This is a genomic window from Sorangium sp. KYC3313 (genome assembly GCF_052075895.1).
In the GTDB taxonomy this organism is placed as follows: domain Bacteria; phylum Myxococcota_A; class Polyangia; order Polyangiales; family Polyangiaceae; genus Sorangium; species Sorangium cellulosum_B.
Window position 1 is genome coordinate 9,532,479 of sequence record NZ_CP197255.1, and the last position, 18,506, is coordinate 9,550,984.

The following is an 18,506-nucleotide window of genomic DNA, read 5'->3' on the forward strand; positions in this document are numbered from 1 at the left end:
TGCAGACCACGGCGAGCGCGCCCTTCAGCGCGGCTTTTCCCCGGGGCCCGTCAGGGCCTCGGTGATCACCCGGTCCTGGATCGAGATCGCCCGCTCCAGCAGCCCGACCGCCCGCGCGCGGGCCTGCGTCGCCGCCTCGCGATCCCCCTTCGCTTCGAGCGCCTTCGCGCGGCGCTCCTCGACCACGCCCGCGACCTCGTAGAGGTGGCCTTGATAATGAGAAGGCGCCGGCGCCAGCCCGAGGCCCGCGTCGATGTCGCGCGCCGCGGCGTCGAACTCGCCGGCCTCGCTCCGGAGCTCCGCCAGCCGGGCGTACGTGTCCGCCGTCACCTCGGCGACCTCCGGCGGCGCCCCCGGCGGCCTCGGCGCGGCGATGATCCCCTCCAGGGCGCGGAGCGCAGCGGCGCGATCGCCCGCGCCGAGCGCGACGTCGGCGGCATGGTGCGCCGCCCGCGCCCTCGAGAGGAAGGCGAGGAGCGTGGGATCGACGACCTGGGCCGGGGCGCACGCGCACGCCGGATCGCCCGGGCCCCCGGCAGCGCGCGCCCGCTCGTCGCCCGGGGCGCACCCGAAATGCGCCGCCGCGACGAGCCCCAGGCAGACGGCGACGAGGCGCGAGCCCCGCATCAGCGCACCCCCCACGCCGCGTAGCGGTTCTGGCGCAGATCGGACGCGCGCGCGGCGGCGATGCGATCGATCCGCTCCGTCTGACCGCCCTCCCGCGGAAAGGGCGCGGCCGGATCGAAGAGCGCGGCCGTCGAGCGCGCCTCGATCAGCAGGGGCCGCGCGGCGAGCGCCGCGGCAGGAGCAGCGGCCTCCGTCGCGGGCGCGCGCGCGACGGAGGCGCGTTCCTCCCTGATCTGGCCGACGATCAGCGCCACGGCCGCCGCGGCCGCGGCGAGGGTCGAGAGCGCCGCCATCGTCACCGGCGCGATGCGCCGGGGGCCGCGCGCGGGCGAGGCGCGGAAGGCCTGGTCGATGAGCGCGCGCCCCGGGAGCTCCGGGAGCGCCGCCGGACGCCACGCGGACCGGAGCGCGACAGCGAGCTCCGCGAGCTCGTCGCGCGCGTCGGGCGAGCCGAGCGCCCCCTCGCCGCCGGAGCCGCCACCCCGCCCCGGCCCGCCGCCGGAAGTGGCGCGGGGCTCCAGCGCCTCCCGCAGGCGCTCGGCGGCGCGCAGCTCGGCCTTGGTGGGCGGCGCGCCCTCGTCGCCGAGCGCGCGCGCGAGCAGCGCCTCGTGGTCCGCCCTGTCGAGCCCGGCGGGGCGGGCCGCCGCCCTGAGGGCGTCCGCGAGCGGGACCTCGCCGCGCTCGAGCGCCTCCGCGAGCCCGCGCGCCGCGCCCAGCTCGTCGTCGGACGCAGGCGCGACGGGCTCCACGCCGGGCACGACGAGCGCGAGCCGCCGGCCGCGGTCCGCGCCGGCGCGGCGCTCCGGGGGCCCGTCGCCGGTCGTCGGCGAGCGCGGATCCGAGGGCAGCCGCGGCTTCATCGCGCTCCTTCCTTGCGCTCCGCGCGCGGCGCGGCGAGCGCCTTCTTCAGCGCGGTCATGGCGCGGTGCAGGACGACATCGAACGTCGCCACGCTGACCCCGAGCGCGAGGGCCACCTCGTCGCGGGGCCGCTCGTCGAGCACCCGGAGCCGGATCGCCTCGGCGTAACGGGGGTTGAGGCGCCCGAGCGCGTCCTCGACGCGCGCCCGCGCGTCGGCGAGATCTCGCTTCTCGCAGAGCTCGGCCTCTCCACGCGCGGTGAGGTCGGTCTCCGCGGCGTCGATCTCGCGCTGAAGATCCTCGGGCCCGAAGAGCGCCTCGCGGCGGCGCGCGCGGAGCATGTCGAGCGCGATGCGCAGGGCGATTACGCGGAGCCAGGGATAGATGCCGCAGCTCTGCCACTGGAACTGGTAGAACCGCTCGATCACGCGCGCGTACGTCTCGGCCAGAGCGTCCTGCGCGGCCGCGTCGGAGCCGAGGCGGGGCAACAGCACCGCGCGGTAGAGCGCCGGCCCGTACTTGCGGAGCAGCTGCCCGAGCGCGAGGCGATCGCCCTGCGCCGCGCGCTCGCACAGCAGGCGCTCCGCCTCGAGATCGGGCCTCGCTGCTGCCACCGCCGTCACAGCGGCGACGATACCCGGACGCAGAACGGAGCGCACCGGTGTCCGCCTCGCGCCCCTCTCGGGCCGGCGCGCCCCGCGGCCCAGGAGCGCCTGCGCGCCGCCTGCGCGCCCCCCGTGAGGAGGGCGCGCGCCCCCCGCGAGGAGGGCGCGCGGCGGCTCGCCAGCGACAGGCGGAACCGAGCGCGGGAGGGCCACGGCATTCACCCCTCGACAACGGCCCAAACCCGTGGACCTTACGGCCAGGAGCCGCCACATTGTGCCGGCCTCCACGCCGAGCGTCCGGCGTGAAAGGAGCCCAGGTGACCCTCGATACAGCGTTCATGTCCCCCCCACACCCCGGCGCCGGGCAGCGCTTCGGGGCCGCCCTGTGACGGCGGGGCCGTCCGGAGAACGGAGGCGCTCGCTGCACTGCGCGCGCTGCGGCGCCCTCAACGGCGGCGACTTCAGCCGCTGCATCCGCTGCGGCGCGCCGCTCCTCGCGCCTCCTGCCCACGCCGCGCCCACCAGGGGACGCCTCGACGGGCGAAGCCTGCTCGCGACCAAGATCCTGGGCGGGCTCACGGCGTTCGTGTTCGTCGGCCAGCTGATGGCCGCGCACTCCCGCGATCTCGGCCTCCTCTCGGCGTGGGACGCGTCGAGCTACCTCCGCTTCGGCGCGCTCCTCCTCGCGCCCGGCGTGCCCTTCGAGCCGTTCCGGCTGCTCTCCGCGGTCTTCGTCCACATGGGCGTCCTCCACTTCGGCATGAACATGGTGACGCTCGGCATGCTCGCCCGCGCCGCCGAGCCCGCCGTCGGCTCGGCGCGGTTCGCGATCGCGTACGTGCTCACGGGCCTGTTCGGCTTCTGCGCGAGCGCCGCATGGAACCTCTTCGTGCAGCCCGAGGTCGTGTGCACCGCGGGCGCGAGCGGCGCCGTGTTCGGCGTGATGGGCCTCCTGCTCGGCTGGCTGCTCCGCCGCCGCGACCCGCGATGGAAGGACCTCGCGCTCCAGGCCGTGTTCTACATCGTCCTCTTCGGCTTCGTCGTGAACGCGTCGAGCACGGGCATCCGCATCAACAACGCCGCGCACATCGGGGGCCTCGTCAGCGGCGCCCTGCTCGGGCTGAGCTACGCGGGCCCCGCGCGGGGCCGGTACGAGGGCGTGATGAACGCCGGCGCGCTCGCCAGCGTGCTCGCCTGCCTCGCCGCGCTCGCGCTCGCCCAGCGCTCGCCGGTCTGGCGCGCCGTGGAATCGCTCGACGGGAACGCGCGGCAGGAGGCGCCCGGGCCCGTGCTGCACGGCCAGCCCAAGGGGCCTCCCGAGGAGGCGCTCGGCCCTCGACCTGCGGGCTCGCTCGTGCCGGGGGCTCCTGACGCGACGTGACGCTGATTGCGGCGCACGGCTCGAACGTCTAAGCGCCATCCTCGCATTCACGTGGGGGCGGGCCGATCCGTCCGTTCCCTCTCAGGAGACGTCATGGTCCGAACCTCGTCGCACATCGCCTCGTGCGTGCTTGCCGCGTCTCTCCTCAGCGGCTGCCATGTCACCATCCAGAGCGGCAACACCCCGGCAGAGGCCTCGCCGCCGCCCCCGCCGCCCGCAAAGAAGGCCTCCCGGTCGCGCAAGCCGGCCAAGCCCGACCCGGAGCCCGAGCGGCGCAGGACCCCGAAGTGGCGCCTGCCCACGAACAACGCGCCGCGCATCACCGCCCCGAACGCGTTCGGCAACGGGGAGGGCGGCGCCTTCCGGGGGCTCGCGTACGTGATCCCCGAGAACACCCAGAAGCTGCCGACCTTCGACGGGCTCGTGCCGTTCGCGGTGCTGTTCACGGACAAGTTCGAGGTGAAGTCGCAGGACTTCTCCGGCGGCTTCCCGGGCGCGCTCACGCAGAACGAGTGGTTCGCGATCCGGTTCGAGGGCGAGTTCAAGGCGCCCCAGGAAGGCGTGTTCCAGCTCAGGCTCACCTCGGACGACGGCGCGGTGCTCTACATCGACGACAAGCGCGTGGTCGCGAACGACGGAGTCCACAGCGCGAAGACCGTGGACGGCGAGGCCCGCCTCACGGAGGGGACGCACCGGCTGCGGCTCGATTACTTCCAGGCGCAGCGGGGCCAGGTCGCGCTCACGCTCCAGATCGGCCAGAAGGACAAGTTCGAGCCGCTCATCGGTCTCCGCTGACGGCGCGCCGCGCCGGCCGCGCCTCCGGCGCCCCGCCCTGGCGGGCACGCGGGGCGCGCGCCTGGCTTTCATGCGCCCGCGCACACGCCGGCGCTCTCGTTCGCCTTTTCGTGTATCGTCGCCGCCGCCCATGGCGTCGGTGAACCCACTGTCGCGCGAGCTCGTCTTCAAGATCGTCTATTACGGGCCCGGCCTGGGCGGCAAGACGACCACGCTGGAGTACTTGCACGCCACGGCGAAGCCCGAGTACCGCGGCAAGCTCGTCTCCCTCGCGACGCCGGTCGATCGAACGCTCTACTTCGACTTCTTGCCGGTCCGGCTCCCGCAGCTGCGCGGGATGAACGTGAGGCTCCAGCTCTTCACGGTGCCAGGGCAGGTCTACTTCAACGCGACCCGAAAGCTGGTGCTCACGGGCGCCGACGGCATCGTGTTCGTCAGCGATTCGCAGGCCGTTCGCGCCGACGCCAACATGGAGAGCATGGAGAACCTGCGCGAGAACCTCGCCGAGCAGGGGCGGGCGCTGGAGCATGTCCCGCACATTTTCCAGCACAACAAGCGCGATTTGCCCGGTTTGCTGCCGATCTCGGAGCTCGACGCGATGTTGAACCCGTCCCGCGTCTTCTCGCTGGCCACGTCGGCGAAGACGGGGCTCGGCCTGTACGAGGGGCTCGAGGAGATCAGCGCCGCGGTCCTGCGCGCCTTCGAGAGCCGCCTGCCCGACGCGATGGGGAGCGGGCTGGGCGGGTTCGACGCGATCGAGGGCGGGCTCGCCTCCGCCCTGCGAGACGCGTCGCCGCCGCCGTCGGCGCCGCTCGACGCGGTGATCTCGCGGCTCGCGCCGCCCAGCAAGCCGTGGTCGACGATGCCGCCGGACTCGACGATCGGCGACCCGAGCGAGGGCGCGGCCGCGCCCGGCGTCACCGCGTCGCCTGGCGGCGAGCTCGCGCCGCGCAGCGCCGGCGCCAGAGATCCGGTGAGCCGCGGGCTCCCGTCGTCGCTGCGGCTCGCCGCCCGGAGGCTGGCCGCGCCGGCGGACGCCCCGGCGACCGCGCGCGCGGACGGCCCGTCCGCGGCGACGAGGCACCTCACCCAGGCGGGCCTCTCGTTCGCCGCGCTCTGGCCGACCGCCGAGCGGGAGGCGATCGCGGAGATCGAGGCGACGATCGCCGCGGAGCGGTATGCCGTGGCGCTCGAGCGCTGCGACGCGCTCGTCGCGGGGATCTTCGACAGAGCGGCGGAGCTCGCGGGCTCGAGCGGCACGGCGCGTGAACCAGCGACGGTGCCGGCGCTGCTCGGCCTGGACGGGCGCCGCTACCTCGGCTTTCGCGCCGTGGTCCGCAGAGCGCGCGCAGGCGGCGAGATCACCGAGCGCGACGCGCTCAAGGCCTTCGCGTTCGTCATCGAGGCGCGGCTCGCAGAAAGCGCGATTTGACGCGGTCCCAACGGCGGGAGCACGCCCGCCGCGCCGTCACAGGCGATCGAGCGAGGCGACGCCGGAGTAGCGGCGCATCGACACGCTCATGAGCAGCGAGATCGCCACCATCACCGTGGTCACGCTCGATCCGCCGTACGAGAACAGGGGCAGCCCGACGCCGACGACCGGCAGAACGCCCGAGGTCATGCCGAGGTTGATGACCGCGTGCCAGAAGATGATCGCCGCGCAGCCGACGCCGAGCACCGCGCCGAAGCGGTCCTTCGCCATCGACGCGATGCGGATCCCCCACACGACCAGGAACGCATAGAGGCACACGAGCACCACGCCCCCGACGAACCCCCACTCCTCGGCGAAGACAGGGAACGGGAAGTCGGAGAACTGATCCGGCAGGAAGAGGAACTGGTTCTGCGTGCCCCGGAGGTACCCGTTGCCGAACAGCCCGCCGTTGCCGATCGCCACGCGCGAATGGTGGGCGTGCCAGCCGCGGTGCAGGAGGTCCTCCTCGGGGTGGAGGAACACGAGCACGCGCGCGCGCTGGTAGTCGAGCAGCACGTACTCCCAGATGATCGGGATCGCCACCGCGATGGACACGACGAACAGCGCGGCGCTCCTCCACCGCACGCGCGTGACCGCCGCGATCGTCAGGAACACGAACACGAGGATGGTCGCCGTCCCGAGATCGGGCTGCTTGAGCACGAGGAGCGCAGGGACCGCCGTCAGCGCCGCCGGGATCGCCAGATCGCGGAGGGTGCGGCCCTCGTTGCGCGGATCGTCGTGCAGGAACTTCGCCAGCGCGATGACCAGGAACAGCTTCATGAACTCGCTGGGCTGGAACCGGAACGCGCCGAACTCGATCCACCGGGCGGAGCCGCGCACGTCGCGCGCGAGCACGAAGACCAGCGCCAGCGAGAAGACGCCGAACGTGTAGAGCACGTAGCCGAGGCGCTCGAGGTGCCGGTAGTCGAGCGCGATCAGCACGCCGCCGATGATGCCGCCCATGAACAGCCAGTACACCTGGCTGATGTAGAGCTCCGCGCGCGCGCCGGAGTAGACGCTCGTCGCGCTGTAGAGGTTGACGACGCCGAGCACCGCGATGGCCACCGCGGCGATGAAGAGCGGCCAGTCGAAATGATCGCGTTCGCGCGAAGAGAGAGAGTCACCCCGGATCATGGCGCGCGCCCCGACGCGGCGGGCGCGCGGCCCGCGCTGCTCTTGCCCGCGCGCGGCCCCTCGTTCGGGCCGCCGCGGCGCTCCTTCGCGAGCTCCTGATACGCGCGGACGACCTCGAAGGCGACCGGCGCCGCGTGCTTGCCGCCCGTGCCGCCGTGCTCGACGAGCACGACAACGGCGACCTCGGGCGAGCGCGCCGGCGCGTAGCCGGCGAACCAGGCGTGCTCGCGGTTGAAGTACCAGACCCGCTCGGCCTCGACGCCGCGGGTGAGCCGGTGCGAGACCTGCGCGGTCCCCGTCTTGCCCGCCATCTCCACGCCCGCGACGCGCGCCTTGAACGCCGTGCCGCCCTCCTCGTTCACGCCGGCGACCATCGCGCGGTGCACGAGGGAGAGGTTCTCCGGCCGGATGTCGATCTGGCGGCGCACGCGCGGCGTGAACTCCTGGACGACCGTGCCGGCGCTCGTCTCGACGGCCCGCACGATCTGCGGCTGGTACAGGGTACCGCCGTTCGCGAGCGCCGCGTACGCGAGCGCGAGCTGGAGCACCGTGACGGTCGTCGCGCCCTGGCCGATCGCCGCGTTCAGGCCGAACCCGAGGCGGAACTGGCCCTTGTTCCGGAGCGTCATCCACGCCCGGGTGGGCATCCTGCCCCCCGCCTCGGCGTTGATGCCGAGCCCCGTCCGCGCGCCGAGCCCGTAGCGCTGGCCCATCTCCGCGATGACGTCCATGCCGACGCCGTACTCCGCCGCGAGCCGGTAGAAGTAGACGTTGCACGACTCGGCGATCGCCTGCTGCATCGCGACCGGCCCGTGCACGTGCGTGCACCGGAAGGTGCGCTTGCCGAACGTCAGCGCGCCCCTGCACCGCGAGGACTGGCGGGGATCGATGAGCCCCTTCTCGAGCGCCGCCAGCGCGGTGAACGGCTTGAACGTCGAGCCGGGCGGGTACGCACCGGACAGCGTCTTGTCGAGCGCGGGCTTCAGCGGATCCGAGTAGAGCCGCCGGAACGCGTCGCGGATGACCTGCTTCCCCGAGCCGCCGGAGAGCGCGTTCGGGTTGTAGCCGGGCTTCGAGTACAGCCCGAGGATCCGCCCGGTGCGCACGTCGATGACCGCGACGCCGCCGGCGAGCTCGCCGCGCATCGCCTTGTCGATCGCCTTCTGGATGTCGGCGTCGAGCGTCAGCCGGAGATCGCGGCCGGGGATCGGGTCCACCCGCCGCGGCTCCTCGATGATCCCGTCGCCGCCCGCCCTGCGCCGCCCCCTGGCGTCGACGAGCACCTTCTCCCAGCCGCGCGTGCCGCGCAGGTAGCTCTCCCAGGCGCGTTCGATGCCGGTGACGCCGATGCGATCGCCCTCGATGTACCCGATGCTGCGGAGCGACGCGAGCCGCTCGGCGTCCACCTCGGCCATGTAGCCGAGGACGTGCGAGCCGACCTCCTCGTACGGGTAGTAGCGCACCGGGACGGGCACCACGTCGATCCCCGGCAGCTCGGCGTCATGCGTCGCCAAGGTCGCCACGGCGTCGCGCGAGATGTCCTCCTTGAGCAGGATCTGCTGGTTCTTGCGCGGGCCCTCGTCGGCACGGATCGAGGTGATCAGCGCCTCCAGCCGCGCGCGCTCCTCGATCCCGATGCCGAGGTACTCGACGAGCTTCGGCCAGGTCGCCTCCATGTCGAGGCGCCGCGGGACGACGTAGACGTTGTACGACGGCCGGCTCGCCGCGAGCACCTTGCCGTTCTTGTCCCGGAGGATCCCGCGCGTGGTCGCGAGCGTCACGCGCCGAACGATGTTCTCGCGAGCGATGGCCTTGTTCTCGTCGACCTCGAGGATCTGCAGGTAGAACAGGCGAACGAGGAGCACCATGAATCCGACGACCATGCCGAGCGCGATCCACCGGAAGCGCCGGCGGAACTCGCTCACGTCGGAGCGCTGGACGAGCAGGCTCACCGCGGGCTCTCCCCTGGCCGCGGGACGTTGATCGTCGCCTGGTGCACGCGCTCGGCCAGCTGGAAGACGAACGGCGCGAACAGCGCCGTCGAGACGGCGTGCGGCGCGACGAGCCGGGCGAGCGCGCGGGTGCGCGCCGCGTCGCCCCCGAAGATGGCGGTGAGGATCACGATGAGCACCCCCTCGACGAGGCCGAAGACGAAGGCCAGCGCGATCTTCGTGAGGAGCGTCTGCGCGGCGAGCCGCACGCCGGCCGCCCGCGAGACGACGAAGGTCGCGACGGTGATGAAGGTGAACAGGCCGACCGGCGCGCCGGTGAAGAGATCGAGCAGGTACCCGAGCAGGAACGCGAGCGCGGCGCCCCGCGCGATCGAGTACTCGTGCACCCCCATGAACACGACGAGCGGCAGGAGCAGGCTCGGCGTGGAGCCCGGGATGTTCAGCTTGCCGATGAGCCGGAACAGGTTCGACTGAAGGATCAGCAGAGCGGCCCCCATCGCCAGGAACGCGGAGTTTCTCATCGCGTCACCTCCGCTGCGCCTGGGGGGGCGTCTCCTCCGGCGAGGTCGTCGTCACGATGAGCACCTCCTCCAGCCGGGAGAAATCGACCGCCGGCGCGACGTACACCTGCTGGTAGATGCCGAAGTCGCGACGGACGACCTGCGTCACGGTCCCGACCGGGATCCCCTTCGGGAAGCGCCGGCCGACGCCGCTCGTCACGAGGAGGTCGCCGACCTCGATCTCGTCGGTGCGCTGCACGTACTCGACGCTGCAGGAGTACTTGCTCTCGTCGCCCGTGCCGCGGACGAAGCCGCGCGCGCCGGTGCGCTCGACCACCACGTCGACGCCGCTGCCCCCGTCGACGACGAGCCGCACGTCGACCGTGTCGCCGGCGCTCTTCAGCGTGGTGCCGACGACGCCGTCCGCGGAGAGGACCGGCAAGTTGGAGCCGATGTCCCGCGCCTCGCGATCGAGCGTGACGCGAACCACCCGGAAGAAATCGTTGGTGCTCTTGCCGACGACCAGGGCGCTCACCACGTCGGTCCGGAGGCTCTGGCGCAGGTCGAGCAGCCTGCGCAGACGGCGGTTCTCTTCCTCGAGCGCCTCGAGCTTCCGCACCCGCTCTCGGAGGCGGGCGATCTGCGAGGCCTGCCTGGCGTTGTCTTCCTTGACGTCGACCAGGTAGATGTAGTCGCCCCAGAGGTTCGAGATCCCGCGCGCCAGCGTCGCGGCCGCGTACTGGATCGGCGCCGCGATGCTGATGATGATCCGGTCGGCCCCCGTGTTCTGCTTGGGGTCGCGCATGCTGGCGCGCAGGAACCAGAACGGCACCGCGAGCGCCAACAGCACGATCACGAAGTCGCGGTAGCGTTTGAGGTTCACCGTGGCTCCCGGACCCAGGTAGTACGAGGCGCCCCGCGAGGCCACCCCTCTCGACGCCGCGCGCGGCACCCACCCCGGCGGGGCGGCTCGCCGCGCGCCGCAAACACCCCCGCCGGCGTGCTCACGGGCGGGACACGAAGACGACCCTCAGCTGATCGTGACCTCTTTCAAGAGCTCGAGGTGATCCAGCGCCTTGCCGCTGCCGAGCACCACGGCGCTGATCGGGTCGTCGCACACCATCACGGGCAACCCCGTCTCCTCGCGGAGGAGCACGTCGAGGTTCTTGAGGAGCGAGCCGCCGCCGGTGAGCACGATGCCCTTGTCGACGATGTCGGCCGCCAGCTCGGGCGGCGTGCGCTCCAGCGCGATGAGCACGGCGTCCACGATGGCGTTCGTCGGCTCGCTCAGCGAGTCGCGGATCTCGTCGGAGTTGACGATGACCGTCTTGGGGATGCCCGCGACCATGTCGCGCCCCTTGACCTCCATCGTGAGCTGCTGCTCGAGCGGGTACGCGTTGCCGACCGTGATCTTGATGCGCTCCGCGGTCTGCTCGCCGATGGCCATGTTGTACTTGCGCTTCATGTAGGCCATGATCGACTCGTCCATCTTGTCGCCGCCGACGCGCACGCTCTGCGAGTAGACGATGCCGGCGAGGGAGATCACGGCGACCTCGGTCGTGCCGCCGCCGATGTCGACGACCATGTTGCCGCTCGGCTCGGTGATCGGCAGCCCGGCGCCGATCGCGGCCGCCATGGGCTCTTCGATGAGGTAGACCTCGCGCGCGCCAGCGCCCTCGGCGCTCTCCTTCACCGCCCGCTTCTCGACCTCGGTGATGCCGAACGGGACGCAGATGATGATGCGCGGCTTGACGAGCGTGCGGCGGTTGTGCGCGCGCGCGATGAAGTACCGGAGCATCGCCTCGGTGATCTCGAAGTCGGCGATGACGCCGTCGCGCAGCGGTCGCACCGCCTGGATGTTGCCGGGGGTGCGACCGAGCATCTCCTTCGCCTCGCGGCCGACGGCGAGCACCTTCTTGCCGCCGCGAGCATCGCGCTGGACGGCGACCACCGAGGGCTCGCATGACACGATCCCCTTGCCCTTCACGTAGATGAGGGTGGTTGCGGTGCCGAGATCGATCGCGAGATCGTTCGAGAACAGGCCGTAGAGCCAGTCGAAGATCATCGCTTCGCCCTAGAAGGAAAAAGGTTAAGCCGAGCACCGCGGAGGACGCAGCAACCCGACCAGGTGCCCGCTCGCGCGGGCCCGGCGGCGGCGGCCAGCGGTGCAGCGTGGCCTAGCCCTTCGAGATCTTGCCTTCTTTGTGCTCGGTGTGCTTGCGCTCGGTCGGGCAGAACTTCTTGATGACGAACTTGTCCGTCATCGTCCGCTTGTTCTTCGTCGTGTGGTAGTTCGCGCGGCCGCAGTTGCCGCACGTCAGCTTGATGATGTCGCGCATCGGAGGTCTCCGAAGGCAGGGCCGACCTGTTTCCACAGGCGGCCCTGGTTGAACCTAGGCACGGGCAGCACGGGAAGCGCTAGCACCGCAACCGGCGGGGGGCACCAGAGGACGTGTGCCGGATCAGCGACGCCCGACCGCCCGTCTGGAGGGCGCTACCCTACGAGAAACGATGCAGTTGTCAACCGGGAGCGCTCATTCGTCGTCCCAGTCGTCACCGGTGCGGCCGCGATCCCAGTTCTTGTTGTTGCTGCGCCGGCCACCACCACCGGCGCCGCCGCCGGCGCCGGGAGGACCGTCCCCGTCGTGGGCGCCGCGCCGCCGGCGATCATCGAAGGTCTTGCGCGCAGGCGGCGGAGGAGCTCCGCCACCACCACCACCACCACCGCCGAAGCCACCGCCGCCGCCGCCGACGAAGCCGCCGCCGCCGCCGGCGAAGCCGCCGCCACCACCGCCGAAGCCGCCGCCACCGCCGCCGAAGCCGCCCGGACGCTCCTCGCGCGCCGGCCGCTCCCCCTTCGGGTGAGCGAGGTTGACGACAAGCCGTCGACCGCGCACGTCCACGCCGCGCAGGGCATCGATCGCGGCGCGCGCCGCCTCGGCGCTCGCCATCGTCACGAAGCCGAACCCGCGCTTGCGACCGTCAGGATCCATGGGGAGGTGGACCCGCACCACCGGACCGGCGCCGGTCGAGCCGATGAGCCCCTCGACTTCCTCGACGCTCGCGTCGTAGGGGAGATTGCCAACGTAGAGGGTGCGATCGGGCGCTGCAGCCAGCCCGCCGCCGCCCATGCCGCCACCGCCGCCAGGGCCACCTGGACCGCCGCCGGGGCCACCGCCGGGGCCCATCGGGCGCCCCTCGCGCCGCGGCGGCTCGGCCTGGAAGGGGCGGACCGAGATGGACTTGCCGCCCTGAAATGAACCGTCGAGCGACTCGCGCGCGGCGTTGGCTTCGCCGGTCGTCGAGAGTGTGACGAAGCCGAACCCGCGCGGACGACCCGTCGCGCGATCTTTCGGAAGACTGACCTCGACGACGTTGCCGCCGGTGGCCTCGAAGAGCTGCCGCAAAACGTCTTCGGTGATGGAGTCGGGCAAGCCCGCCACGAACAACTTACGCGAATCTTCAGCCATTGTAGAAAAACCTGGGGTTGGCCCCTGCGTTCCCTCTTATTTGGTCCACTCGCTCCGTGATCGATGTCGATGACGCGGAGCTTTTCGCGAGCGCGCCTCTCGATCGCCTCTCTCGCCCCTCCGTCGGCGGAAGGAGCGACCGAGCTCAATCGAGCGAAGGTCGGCGGGCCGACCCTCTGGTGCAAACTCCACCCCACGATATCTGGCGCCCTTGGCGCGTCAAGGGACCCGCCACGGGCGGGCGAGCCAAATGAAGGCCCGGAAGGAGCCGTCCGTGGCCCCTCCGCGCCCCTCCCCGCCTTCGCCCCTCACGCGAGCGCCGGTCCGGAGGACCGGGGCGCCGGTCCAGGCGACCAGGGCCCCCGCAGCGCGCGCTCCGTCACAGGCGGGTATCGCCAGACCGGCGCTCGGGAAACCCGGCGCTCGGGAGGGCCGAGCGGCCCAGCGCCGCCCAGCGGATGAGCGCATCGCGCGGCGTGGATCTGCCCGAAACCCGAGACGACCGGTCCAAGGCGCCCAGGTGCGGGATCACCTCTCGGCCCGGGCGCGGGAGGCCCGAGGCGCCTCGGCCTCATCGTCCTCGTCCTCGTCGGACGGATCGTCGTCCGCGACGCGCGAAGCGCCGTCCAGCGGGCTCGACCCGGCGCTCGACGGCTCGCCGCGCGCCGCCATGCGCAGGAAATAGAGCCCCACCGCGAACAGACCGAAGCATGCCCACTGCGCGGGCGTGAGACCGGCATAACGCGGATCGCCGCCGACGACCGTGCCCTCCCGCTCGCGCAGGAAATCGAGCGCGAACCGCACCGGAGCGTACGCGGTGCACATGATCCCGGTGTAGAAACCAAGCGGACGATGGGGGTTCCGGCGCCAGAGCACCGCGAACGCGATCGCGAGCGGGATCGCGAGCACACACTCATATAGGCCGAGATCGAACCGGCCGACATGTCCCGTCCCGAGCGGGTATTGGACCGCGAACCATGCGTCGGAAATACGGCCTGGATGATCGTGGACCGACGCGCAGCCCGCGCGCCCGAAGACCCACGCGAGGGGAAACGCGCTGTTGACGACCTCGCAGTAGGGCATGATCCGCTCGCGACGATAGAAGCGCCACGCGAAGGCGCCGATCAGCGCGCCGGTGAAGCCGCCGAAGCTCGACAGGCCATCCCAGAGCGCGAAGAGGTAGAGAGGATCTCGGGCGACCCGCTGCGGGTGATAGAAGATCGCGTCGAGGACGTGTCCGCCGATGAACCCGGCCGCCACGACCCAGAAGATGAACTCGCTCATCTTCTTCTCGTCGAGGCGCCGCTCGCGCGCGTGCCGCGTGGCGACCACGGCGCCGAGGTAGACGCCGAGCGCCACCAGCGTGCCGAACGGCTTGATCGAGGGCGGCTTCGCCGGATCGATGAGCTGCCCCACGAGCGGGATGTGCTCCAGGAAAGCGAGCGGGATCTCGGGGAGCTCGATGTAAGGGATCAGAGGGCCTGACACGTCGCTCCCCTAGCGCAGCGACGGGGCGAAAGCCATCCACCGTCGATGATGCCAGCGACAAGGCCGCGCCACGCGCGGCGGGGCGCGCTCAGCGCGGCGGGGGCGCCAGGGACGCAGCGAGGCCGCCTTCGCCCGGTCGAGCACCGCGCCGCCGCGCCACGACGCCACCGCGCGCGCCCCGCGCGAAGTCCGCCGCGACGTCGCGGCGGCGTCGTCAAGAGTTCGCCAACCGTGGGGGACAGGCGTAAACCTGCCGCATGAGCCGCTCCCCCGTGCGCGTCGCCACGCTGACGCTCAGTGACACCCGCACCCTCGACGATGACGAGGGCGGACAGCTCCTCGGCGAGCTCCTGAAGCGCGCCGGCTTCGCCGTGACCTCCCACGCCGTCGTCCGCGAGGAGCCCGAGCTGCTGCGAGCGGCGATCGTTCAGATCGCGGACGCAGGCTCGGCCGACGCGGTCGTCACCACAGGCGGGACCGGGATCGCCCCGCGCGACCGGACCCTCGAGGCGCTCGCGCCGCTCTTCGAGAAGACGCTCGACGGCTTCGGCGAGGCGTTCCGGCGCCTGAGCTGGGACGCGATCGGGCCGAACGCAATCCTGTCGCGCGCCGCGGCGGGCGTCGCGCGAGGGCTCGTGGTGATCGCGCTGCCCGGCAGCCCGAAGGCGGTGGAGCTCGCCGTCACGCAGATCATCGGCCCCGTCCTGGTGCACGCAGTCACGCTGGCGTCCGGCAAGGGCGGACACCACCCCCGGCACCCGCAGCCCGAGCAGGGCGAGGAGCAGCGCGGATGATCCCCTTCGAAGAGGCGCTCGATCGGCTGCTCGCGACCGCTGTCACGGTCGGCCCCGAGCGGGTGCCGCTCGACGACGCGGCAGGGCGCGTGCTTGCCGAGGACATCGCGGCCGCCGACGCGATGCCCGCCTTCGACTACAGCGCGATGGACGGCTACGCCCTCGCCTCGGCCGACCTCGCGGGCAGCGGGCCCTTCAGGCTGCCCGTCCGCGGCGAGAGCGCGGCCGGCCGCCCGCTGCCAGCGCTCCACCCGGGCACGGCGTGTCGGATCTTCACCGGCGCGCGGCTGCCGCCCGGCGCCGACACGATCGCGCCGCAGGAGGACGCCGCGCGCAGCGGCGACGAGATCACCCTGCAGGAAGCGCCGCGGGCGGGCGCCTGGGTGCGCCGCCGGGGCGCGGACCTCGCGGAGGGCGCCGTCCCGCTGCGCAGAGGAGCGCGGCTCACCCCGGGGAAGGTCGCGCTCGCGGCCGCGCTCGATCGCCCGAGCGTCCTCGTCGCGCGCCGCCCCGTGGTCACGGTGATGTGCTCCGGCGACGAGCTGCGCGCGCCCGGCTCGCCCGGCCCCGCGGGCACGATCCCGGAGTCGAACAGCTACTTCATCGCCGCGACCGCGCGCGCTGCGGGCGCGGCGGTCCGCATCGCGCCGTTCGTCCCCGACGACGCGGCGCGCGCCGCCGAGGCGGTGTCGACGGCGCTGCGCGGGTCCGATCTCGTGGTGACCGTCGGCGGCGTGAGCGTCGGCGACCACGACATCATCCGCCCCGCGCTCGAGGCAGCCGGCGTGTCGCTCGATTTCTGGCGCGTCGCCATCAAGCCGGGCAAGCCGCTCGCGGTGGGGCACGCCGAGCTCTCGCGGTGCGGCGTCGTCCACGTGCTCGGGCTGCCAGGCAATCCGGCCTCGGCCTCGCTCACGTTCGTCCTCTTCGGCGTGCCGCTGCTCCGCGCGCTCCAGGGCGACGCGGCGCCGCGGCCGCCCCGCGTGATCGTCCGCGCGGACAGCGCGCTCCGGCGCCAGACCGGTCGCGCCGAGTTCCTCCGCACCCGCCTCGACGCCTCGAGCGGCGAGCTCGTCGCCCGCATCGCCGCGAACCAGGCGTCGGGCGCCGTCACGAGCTTCGCCGAGGCCGACGCGCTCGTCGTCGTGCCGGCCGATCGGGAGCGCATCGACGAGGGCGATCGCCTCGAGGCCATCCGCCTCGCGGAGATCTGACCGCGCGCCGCGCATTGGCCACGGCGCGCCGCGCATTGCCGCGCATTGGCCACGGCGCGCCGCGCATTGCCTCCAGCACGCGGCATTGCCACGCGGCCGGCGAATTTACGTCACGAACCCGCGCTCCGTCACACCGCGCTCGGGCGGAGGGCGCACCTTGACCCTCGCGCGGGGGCACCGGAAGATGGCGGAGCGATGCTCATCCTCGGGATCAACGCCTACCACGGCGATGCGTCGGCCGCCCTGCTCGTCGACGGCCAGCTCGTCGCGGCGGCGGAGGAGGAGCGGTTCAGCAGGATCAAGCACTGCGCGGGCTTCCCGCGGCTGGCGGTCGAGTACTGCCTCGGCGCCGCGGGCGCGCGGGTCGAGGACATCGATCACATCGCGATCAGCCGCGACACGAGGGCGCACCTCGGCGACAAGCTCCTCTACGCGCTGACGCGGCGCTCGCCGGCGGGGCTCCTCAAGGGCTCGCTCGGCGCGAGCGACCCGAAGGTGCACCTCGGCGCCGCGCTCGGCGTCGACCCGAAGCGCATCCGCGCCGCGTCGCACAACGTCGAGCACCACCGCGCGCACCTCGCCTCCGCGTTCTTCCCCTCGGGCTTCGACGAGGCGGCGGTCCTGTCCATCGACGCCTTCGGCGACTTCGTCAGCACGATGTGGGCGCGCGGCCGCGGTAACAAGCTGGAGATCCTCCGGCACGTCGGCTTCCCCCACTCGCTCGGGCTGTTCTACTCGGGCCTGACGCAATACCTCGGGTTCCCCAAGTTCGGCGACGAGTACAAGGTCATGGGGCTGTCGGCCTACGGCCAGCCGGATCTGCTCGACAAGCTCCGGCAGGTGGTGCGCGTCAAGGACGGGGCGTTCGAGCTCGGGCTAGAGTACTTCCAGCACCACACGAAGGGCATCGCGATGACCTGGGAGGGCGAGCCCCGCTACGGCCCCATCCACTCCGAGCGCCTGATCGACCTGCTCGGCCCCGCCCGCAGCGCGAAAGGCCGGATGGAAGATCGCTTCATGGCGGTCGCCGCCTCGACGCAGGCGGCGTTCGAGGAGGTCTACTTCGAGCTGCTCGCGACGGCGAAGCACCTCACCGGCTCGCCGCGCCTCGCCCTCGCGGGCGGCTGCGCCTACAACAGCGTGGCCGCCGGGAAGATCCGTCCGAAGGGGCTGTTCGACGACGTCTTCATCCAGCCCGCGGCCGGCGACGCGGGCACGTCGTTCGGCGCGGCGCTCTACGTCCACCACCACAAGCTCGACAACCCGCGCGGCTTTCACCAGACGCACAGCTACTTCGGCCCGGCCTTCTCGCAGGAGACCATCGACGAGCTGCTCCGGAAGGAGCAGGTCGCGTTCGAGACCCTCCCCGACGAGGACCTGATCCCCCGCGTCGCCAGGGCGCTCGGCGAGGGCAAGGTGGTCGGCTGGTTCCAGGGGCGGATGGAGTACGGCCCGCGCGCGCTCGGCAACCGCAGCATCCTCTGCGACCCGCGGCGGCCGGACATCAAGGACGCGATGAACGAGCGGATCAAGCGCCGCGAGATGTTCCGCCCCTTCGCGCCGGCGCTGCCCCTCGAGCGCGTCGGCGACTACTTCGAGCAGACCTCGCCGGACCCGTTCATGGTCAAGGTCTACAAGATCAAGCCCGAGCGCCGCGCCGAGATCCCCGCCGTGACCCACGTCGACGGCACGGGGCGCCTCCAGACGGTGACCGCCCAGGAGAACCCGCGCTACCACGCGCTCCTCAGCGAGTTCGGCCGGCAGACGGGCACGCCCGTCCTCCTGAACACCTCCTTCAACGCCAGCGAGCCGATCGTTTGCACCCCAAAGGAAGCGCTCGACTGCTTCCTCCGGACCAAGATGGACGTGCTCGTCCTCGAGCGGGCCTACCTCGAGCGCGCGCCGGCCCTCTAGGCAGACCGCGCGCTCCTGGCGGGCCGGCGAAAAGCCCGCCAGAAGCGGCCGTGGAGGCTCGGCCGAAAGTTCGTGGTTGACGTGGAGCGAGGGGACGGCAAATGGGCGTCCCCGGCATGTGGAAGAACGGGACGCCGGGCGCCCTGCCCCACCTCGACGGAGCGCCGGAGCAACCGGCTCCGACGACCAGGGGTGCTTGGACGCCTTGCCTCGAGCATGATGCCGGCCCGCCGCGCGGCGTGCGCGCGGACCTGGTACCCCATGGGCCCACGGCGCTGCATGCGCTCACGGCCCCTCCTGC

Annotated in this window: 17 protein-coding genes; 6 read left to right on the forward strand and 11 right to left on the reverse strand. The window is 72.4% G+C overall.

The genetic code is table 11. From position 1 onward, the window contains the following. Positions 1–24: 24 nt before the first annotated feature. The 3 genes from ACSRUE_RS36055 to ACSRUE_RS36065 are packed head-to-tail and all read right to left on the reverse strand — an operon-like array spanning position 25 to position 2,146. Positions 25–627 (reverse strand): hypothetical protein, encoded by a 603-nt coding sequence (locus ACSRUE_RS36055; RefSeq protein ID WP_437768726.1) that lies wholly within the window; start codon positions 625–627, stop codon positions 25–27. Further along, complete coding sequence (locus ACSRUE_RS36060; protein ID WP_441287535.1) at positions 627–1,487, reverse strand: hypothetical protein; 861 nt, start codon at positions 1,485–1,487, stop codon at positions 627–629. The genes ACSRUE_RS36055 and ACSRUE_RS36060 overlap by 1 nt, the downstream gene beginning before the upstream one ends. Next, positions 1,484–2,146 carry an RNA polymerase sigma factor gene (locus ACSRUE_RS36065; protein ID WP_441287536.1) on the reverse strand — a complete coding sequence of 221 codons (663 nt, stop codon included), beginning with the start codon at positions 2,144–2,146 and terminating at the stop codon, positions 1,484–1,486. The genes ACSRUE_RS36060 and ACSRUE_RS36065 overlap by 4 nt, the downstream gene beginning before the upstream one ends. A 331-nt stretch (positions 2,147–2,477) precedes the next feature. On the opposite strand from ACSRUE_RS36065, the gene ACSRUE_RS36070 reads away from it, so the two are divergent. The 3 genes from ACSRUE_RS36070 (at position 2,478) to ACSRUE_RS36080 (ending at position 5,700) form a co-directional block, all read left to right on the forward strand. Then, positions 2,478–3,473 (forward strand): rhomboid family intramembrane serine protease, encoded by a 996-nt coding sequence (locus ACSRUE_RS36070; RefSeq protein WP_441287537.1) that lies wholly within the window; start codon positions 2,478–2,480, stop codon positions 3,471–3,473. A 93-nt stretch (positions 3,474–3,566) separates the two neighbouring features. Then, on the forward strand, positions 3,567–4,268 hold the full coding sequence (locus tag ACSRUE_RS36075) for a PA14 domain-containing protein (protein ID WP_441287538.1): 702 nt from the start codon (positions 3,567–3,569) through the stop codon (positions 4,266–4,268). A gap of 130 nt (positions 4,269–4,398) precedes the next feature. Next, a complete protein-coding gene (locus ACSRUE_RS36080) occupies positions 4,399–5,700 on the forward strand; it encodes a GTP-binding protein (RefSeq protein ID WP_441287539.1) in 1,302 nt (433 codons plus the stop codon). A gap of 36 nt (positions 5,701–5,736) precedes the next feature. Here the strand turns inward: ACSRUE_RS36080 and rodA are convergent, their stop codons facing one another. The 8 genes from rodA to ACSRUE_RS36120 all read right to left on the reverse strand — a co-directional run bounded on the left by rodA (position 5,737) and on the right by ACSRUE_RS36120 (position 14,283). After that, complete coding sequence (gene rodA / locus ACSRUE_RS36085; RefSeq protein ID WP_441287540.1) at positions 5,737–6,873, reverse strand: rod shape-determining protein RodA; 1,137 nt, start codon at positions 6,871–6,873, stop codon at positions 5,737–5,739. Next, positions 6,870–8,825 carry a penicillin-binding protein 2 gene (mrdA, locus tag ACSRUE_RS36090; RefSeq protein ID WP_441287541.1) on the reverse strand — a complete coding sequence of 652 codons (1,956 nt, stop codon included), beginning with the start codon at positions 8,823–8,825 and terminating at the stop codon, positions 6,870–6,872. The genes rodA and mrdA overlap by 4 nt, the downstream gene beginning before the upstream one ends. After that, positions 8,822–9,346 (reverse strand): hypothetical protein, encoded by a 525-nt coding sequence (locus tag ACSRUE_RS36095; protein ID WP_437768734.1) that lies wholly within the window; start codon positions 9,344–9,346, stop codon positions 8,822–8,824. Before ACSRUE_RS36095 ends, mrdA begins: the two co-directional genes overlap by 4 nt. Positions 9,347–9,350: 4 nt before the next feature. Further along, positions 9,351–10,208 carry a rod shape-determining protein MreC gene (gene mreC, locus ACSRUE_RS36100; RefSeq protein WP_437768735.1) on the reverse strand — a complete coding sequence of 286 codons (858 nt, stop codon included), beginning with the start codon at positions 10,206–10,208 and terminating at the stop codon, positions 9,351–9,353. Positions 10,209–10,355: 147 nt separating this feature from the next. Continuing rightward, positions 10,356–11,390 carry a rod shape-determining protein gene (locus ACSRUE_RS36105; RefSeq protein WP_441287542.1) on the reverse strand — a complete coding sequence of 345 codons (1,035 nt, stop codon included), beginning with the start codon at positions 11,388–11,390 and terminating at the stop codon, positions 10,356–10,358. A gap of 112 nt (positions 11,391–11,502) precedes the next feature. Continuing rightward, entirely contained in the window at positions 11,503–11,664 is a 162-nt protein-coding gene (gene rpmG, locus ACSRUE_RS36110) for a 50S ribosomal protein L33 (RefSeq protein WP_012235039.1), read from the reverse strand. A 195-nt stretch (positions 11,665–11,859) separates the two neighbouring features. Further along, positions 11,860–12,795, reverse strand: coding sequence for an RNA recognition motif domain-containing protein (locus ACSRUE_RS36115; RefSeq protein WP_441287543.1), 936 nt, complete (start codon positions 12,793–12,795; stop codon positions 11,860–11,862). A gap of 528 nt (positions 12,796–13,323) precedes the next feature. Beyond that, positions 13,324–14,283, reverse strand: coding sequence for a prolipoprotein diacylglyceryl transferase (locus ACSRUE_RS36120; RefSeq protein ID WP_441287544.1), 960 nt, complete (start codon positions 14,281–14,283; stop codon positions 13,324–13,326). 257 nt (positions 14,284–14,540) lie between these two features. Between ACSRUE_RS36120 and ACSRUE_RS36125 the strand changes: the two genes are divergently transcribed. The 3 genes from ACSRUE_RS36125 to ACSRUE_RS36135 all read left to right on the forward strand — a co-directional run bounded on the left by ACSRUE_RS36125 (position 14,541) and on the right by ACSRUE_RS36135 (position 18,205). After that, positions 14,541–15,077 (forward strand): MogA/MoaB family molybdenum cofactor biosynthesis protein, encoded by a 537-nt coding sequence (locus ACSRUE_RS36125; RefSeq protein ID WP_441287545.1) that lies wholly within the window; start codon positions 14,541–14,543, stop codon positions 15,075–15,077. Continuing rightward, positions 15,074–16,291 carry a molybdopterin molybdotransferase MoeA gene (locus ACSRUE_RS36130; protein ID WP_441287546.1) on the forward strand — a complete coding sequence of 406 codons (1,218 nt, stop codon included), beginning with the start codon at positions 15,074–15,076 and terminating at the stop codon, positions 16,289–16,291. The genes ACSRUE_RS36125 and ACSRUE_RS36130 overlap by 4 nt, the downstream gene beginning before the upstream one ends. Before the next feature lie 195 nt (positions 16,292–16,486). Continuing rightward, positions 16,487–18,205: a carbamoyltransferase family protein gene (locus tag ACSRUE_RS36135; protein ID WP_441287547.1), complete on the forward strand. Its 1,719-nt coding sequence runs from the start codon at positions 16,487–16,489 to the stop codon at positions 18,203–18,205. Positions 18,206–18,506: the final 301 nt, after the last annotated feature.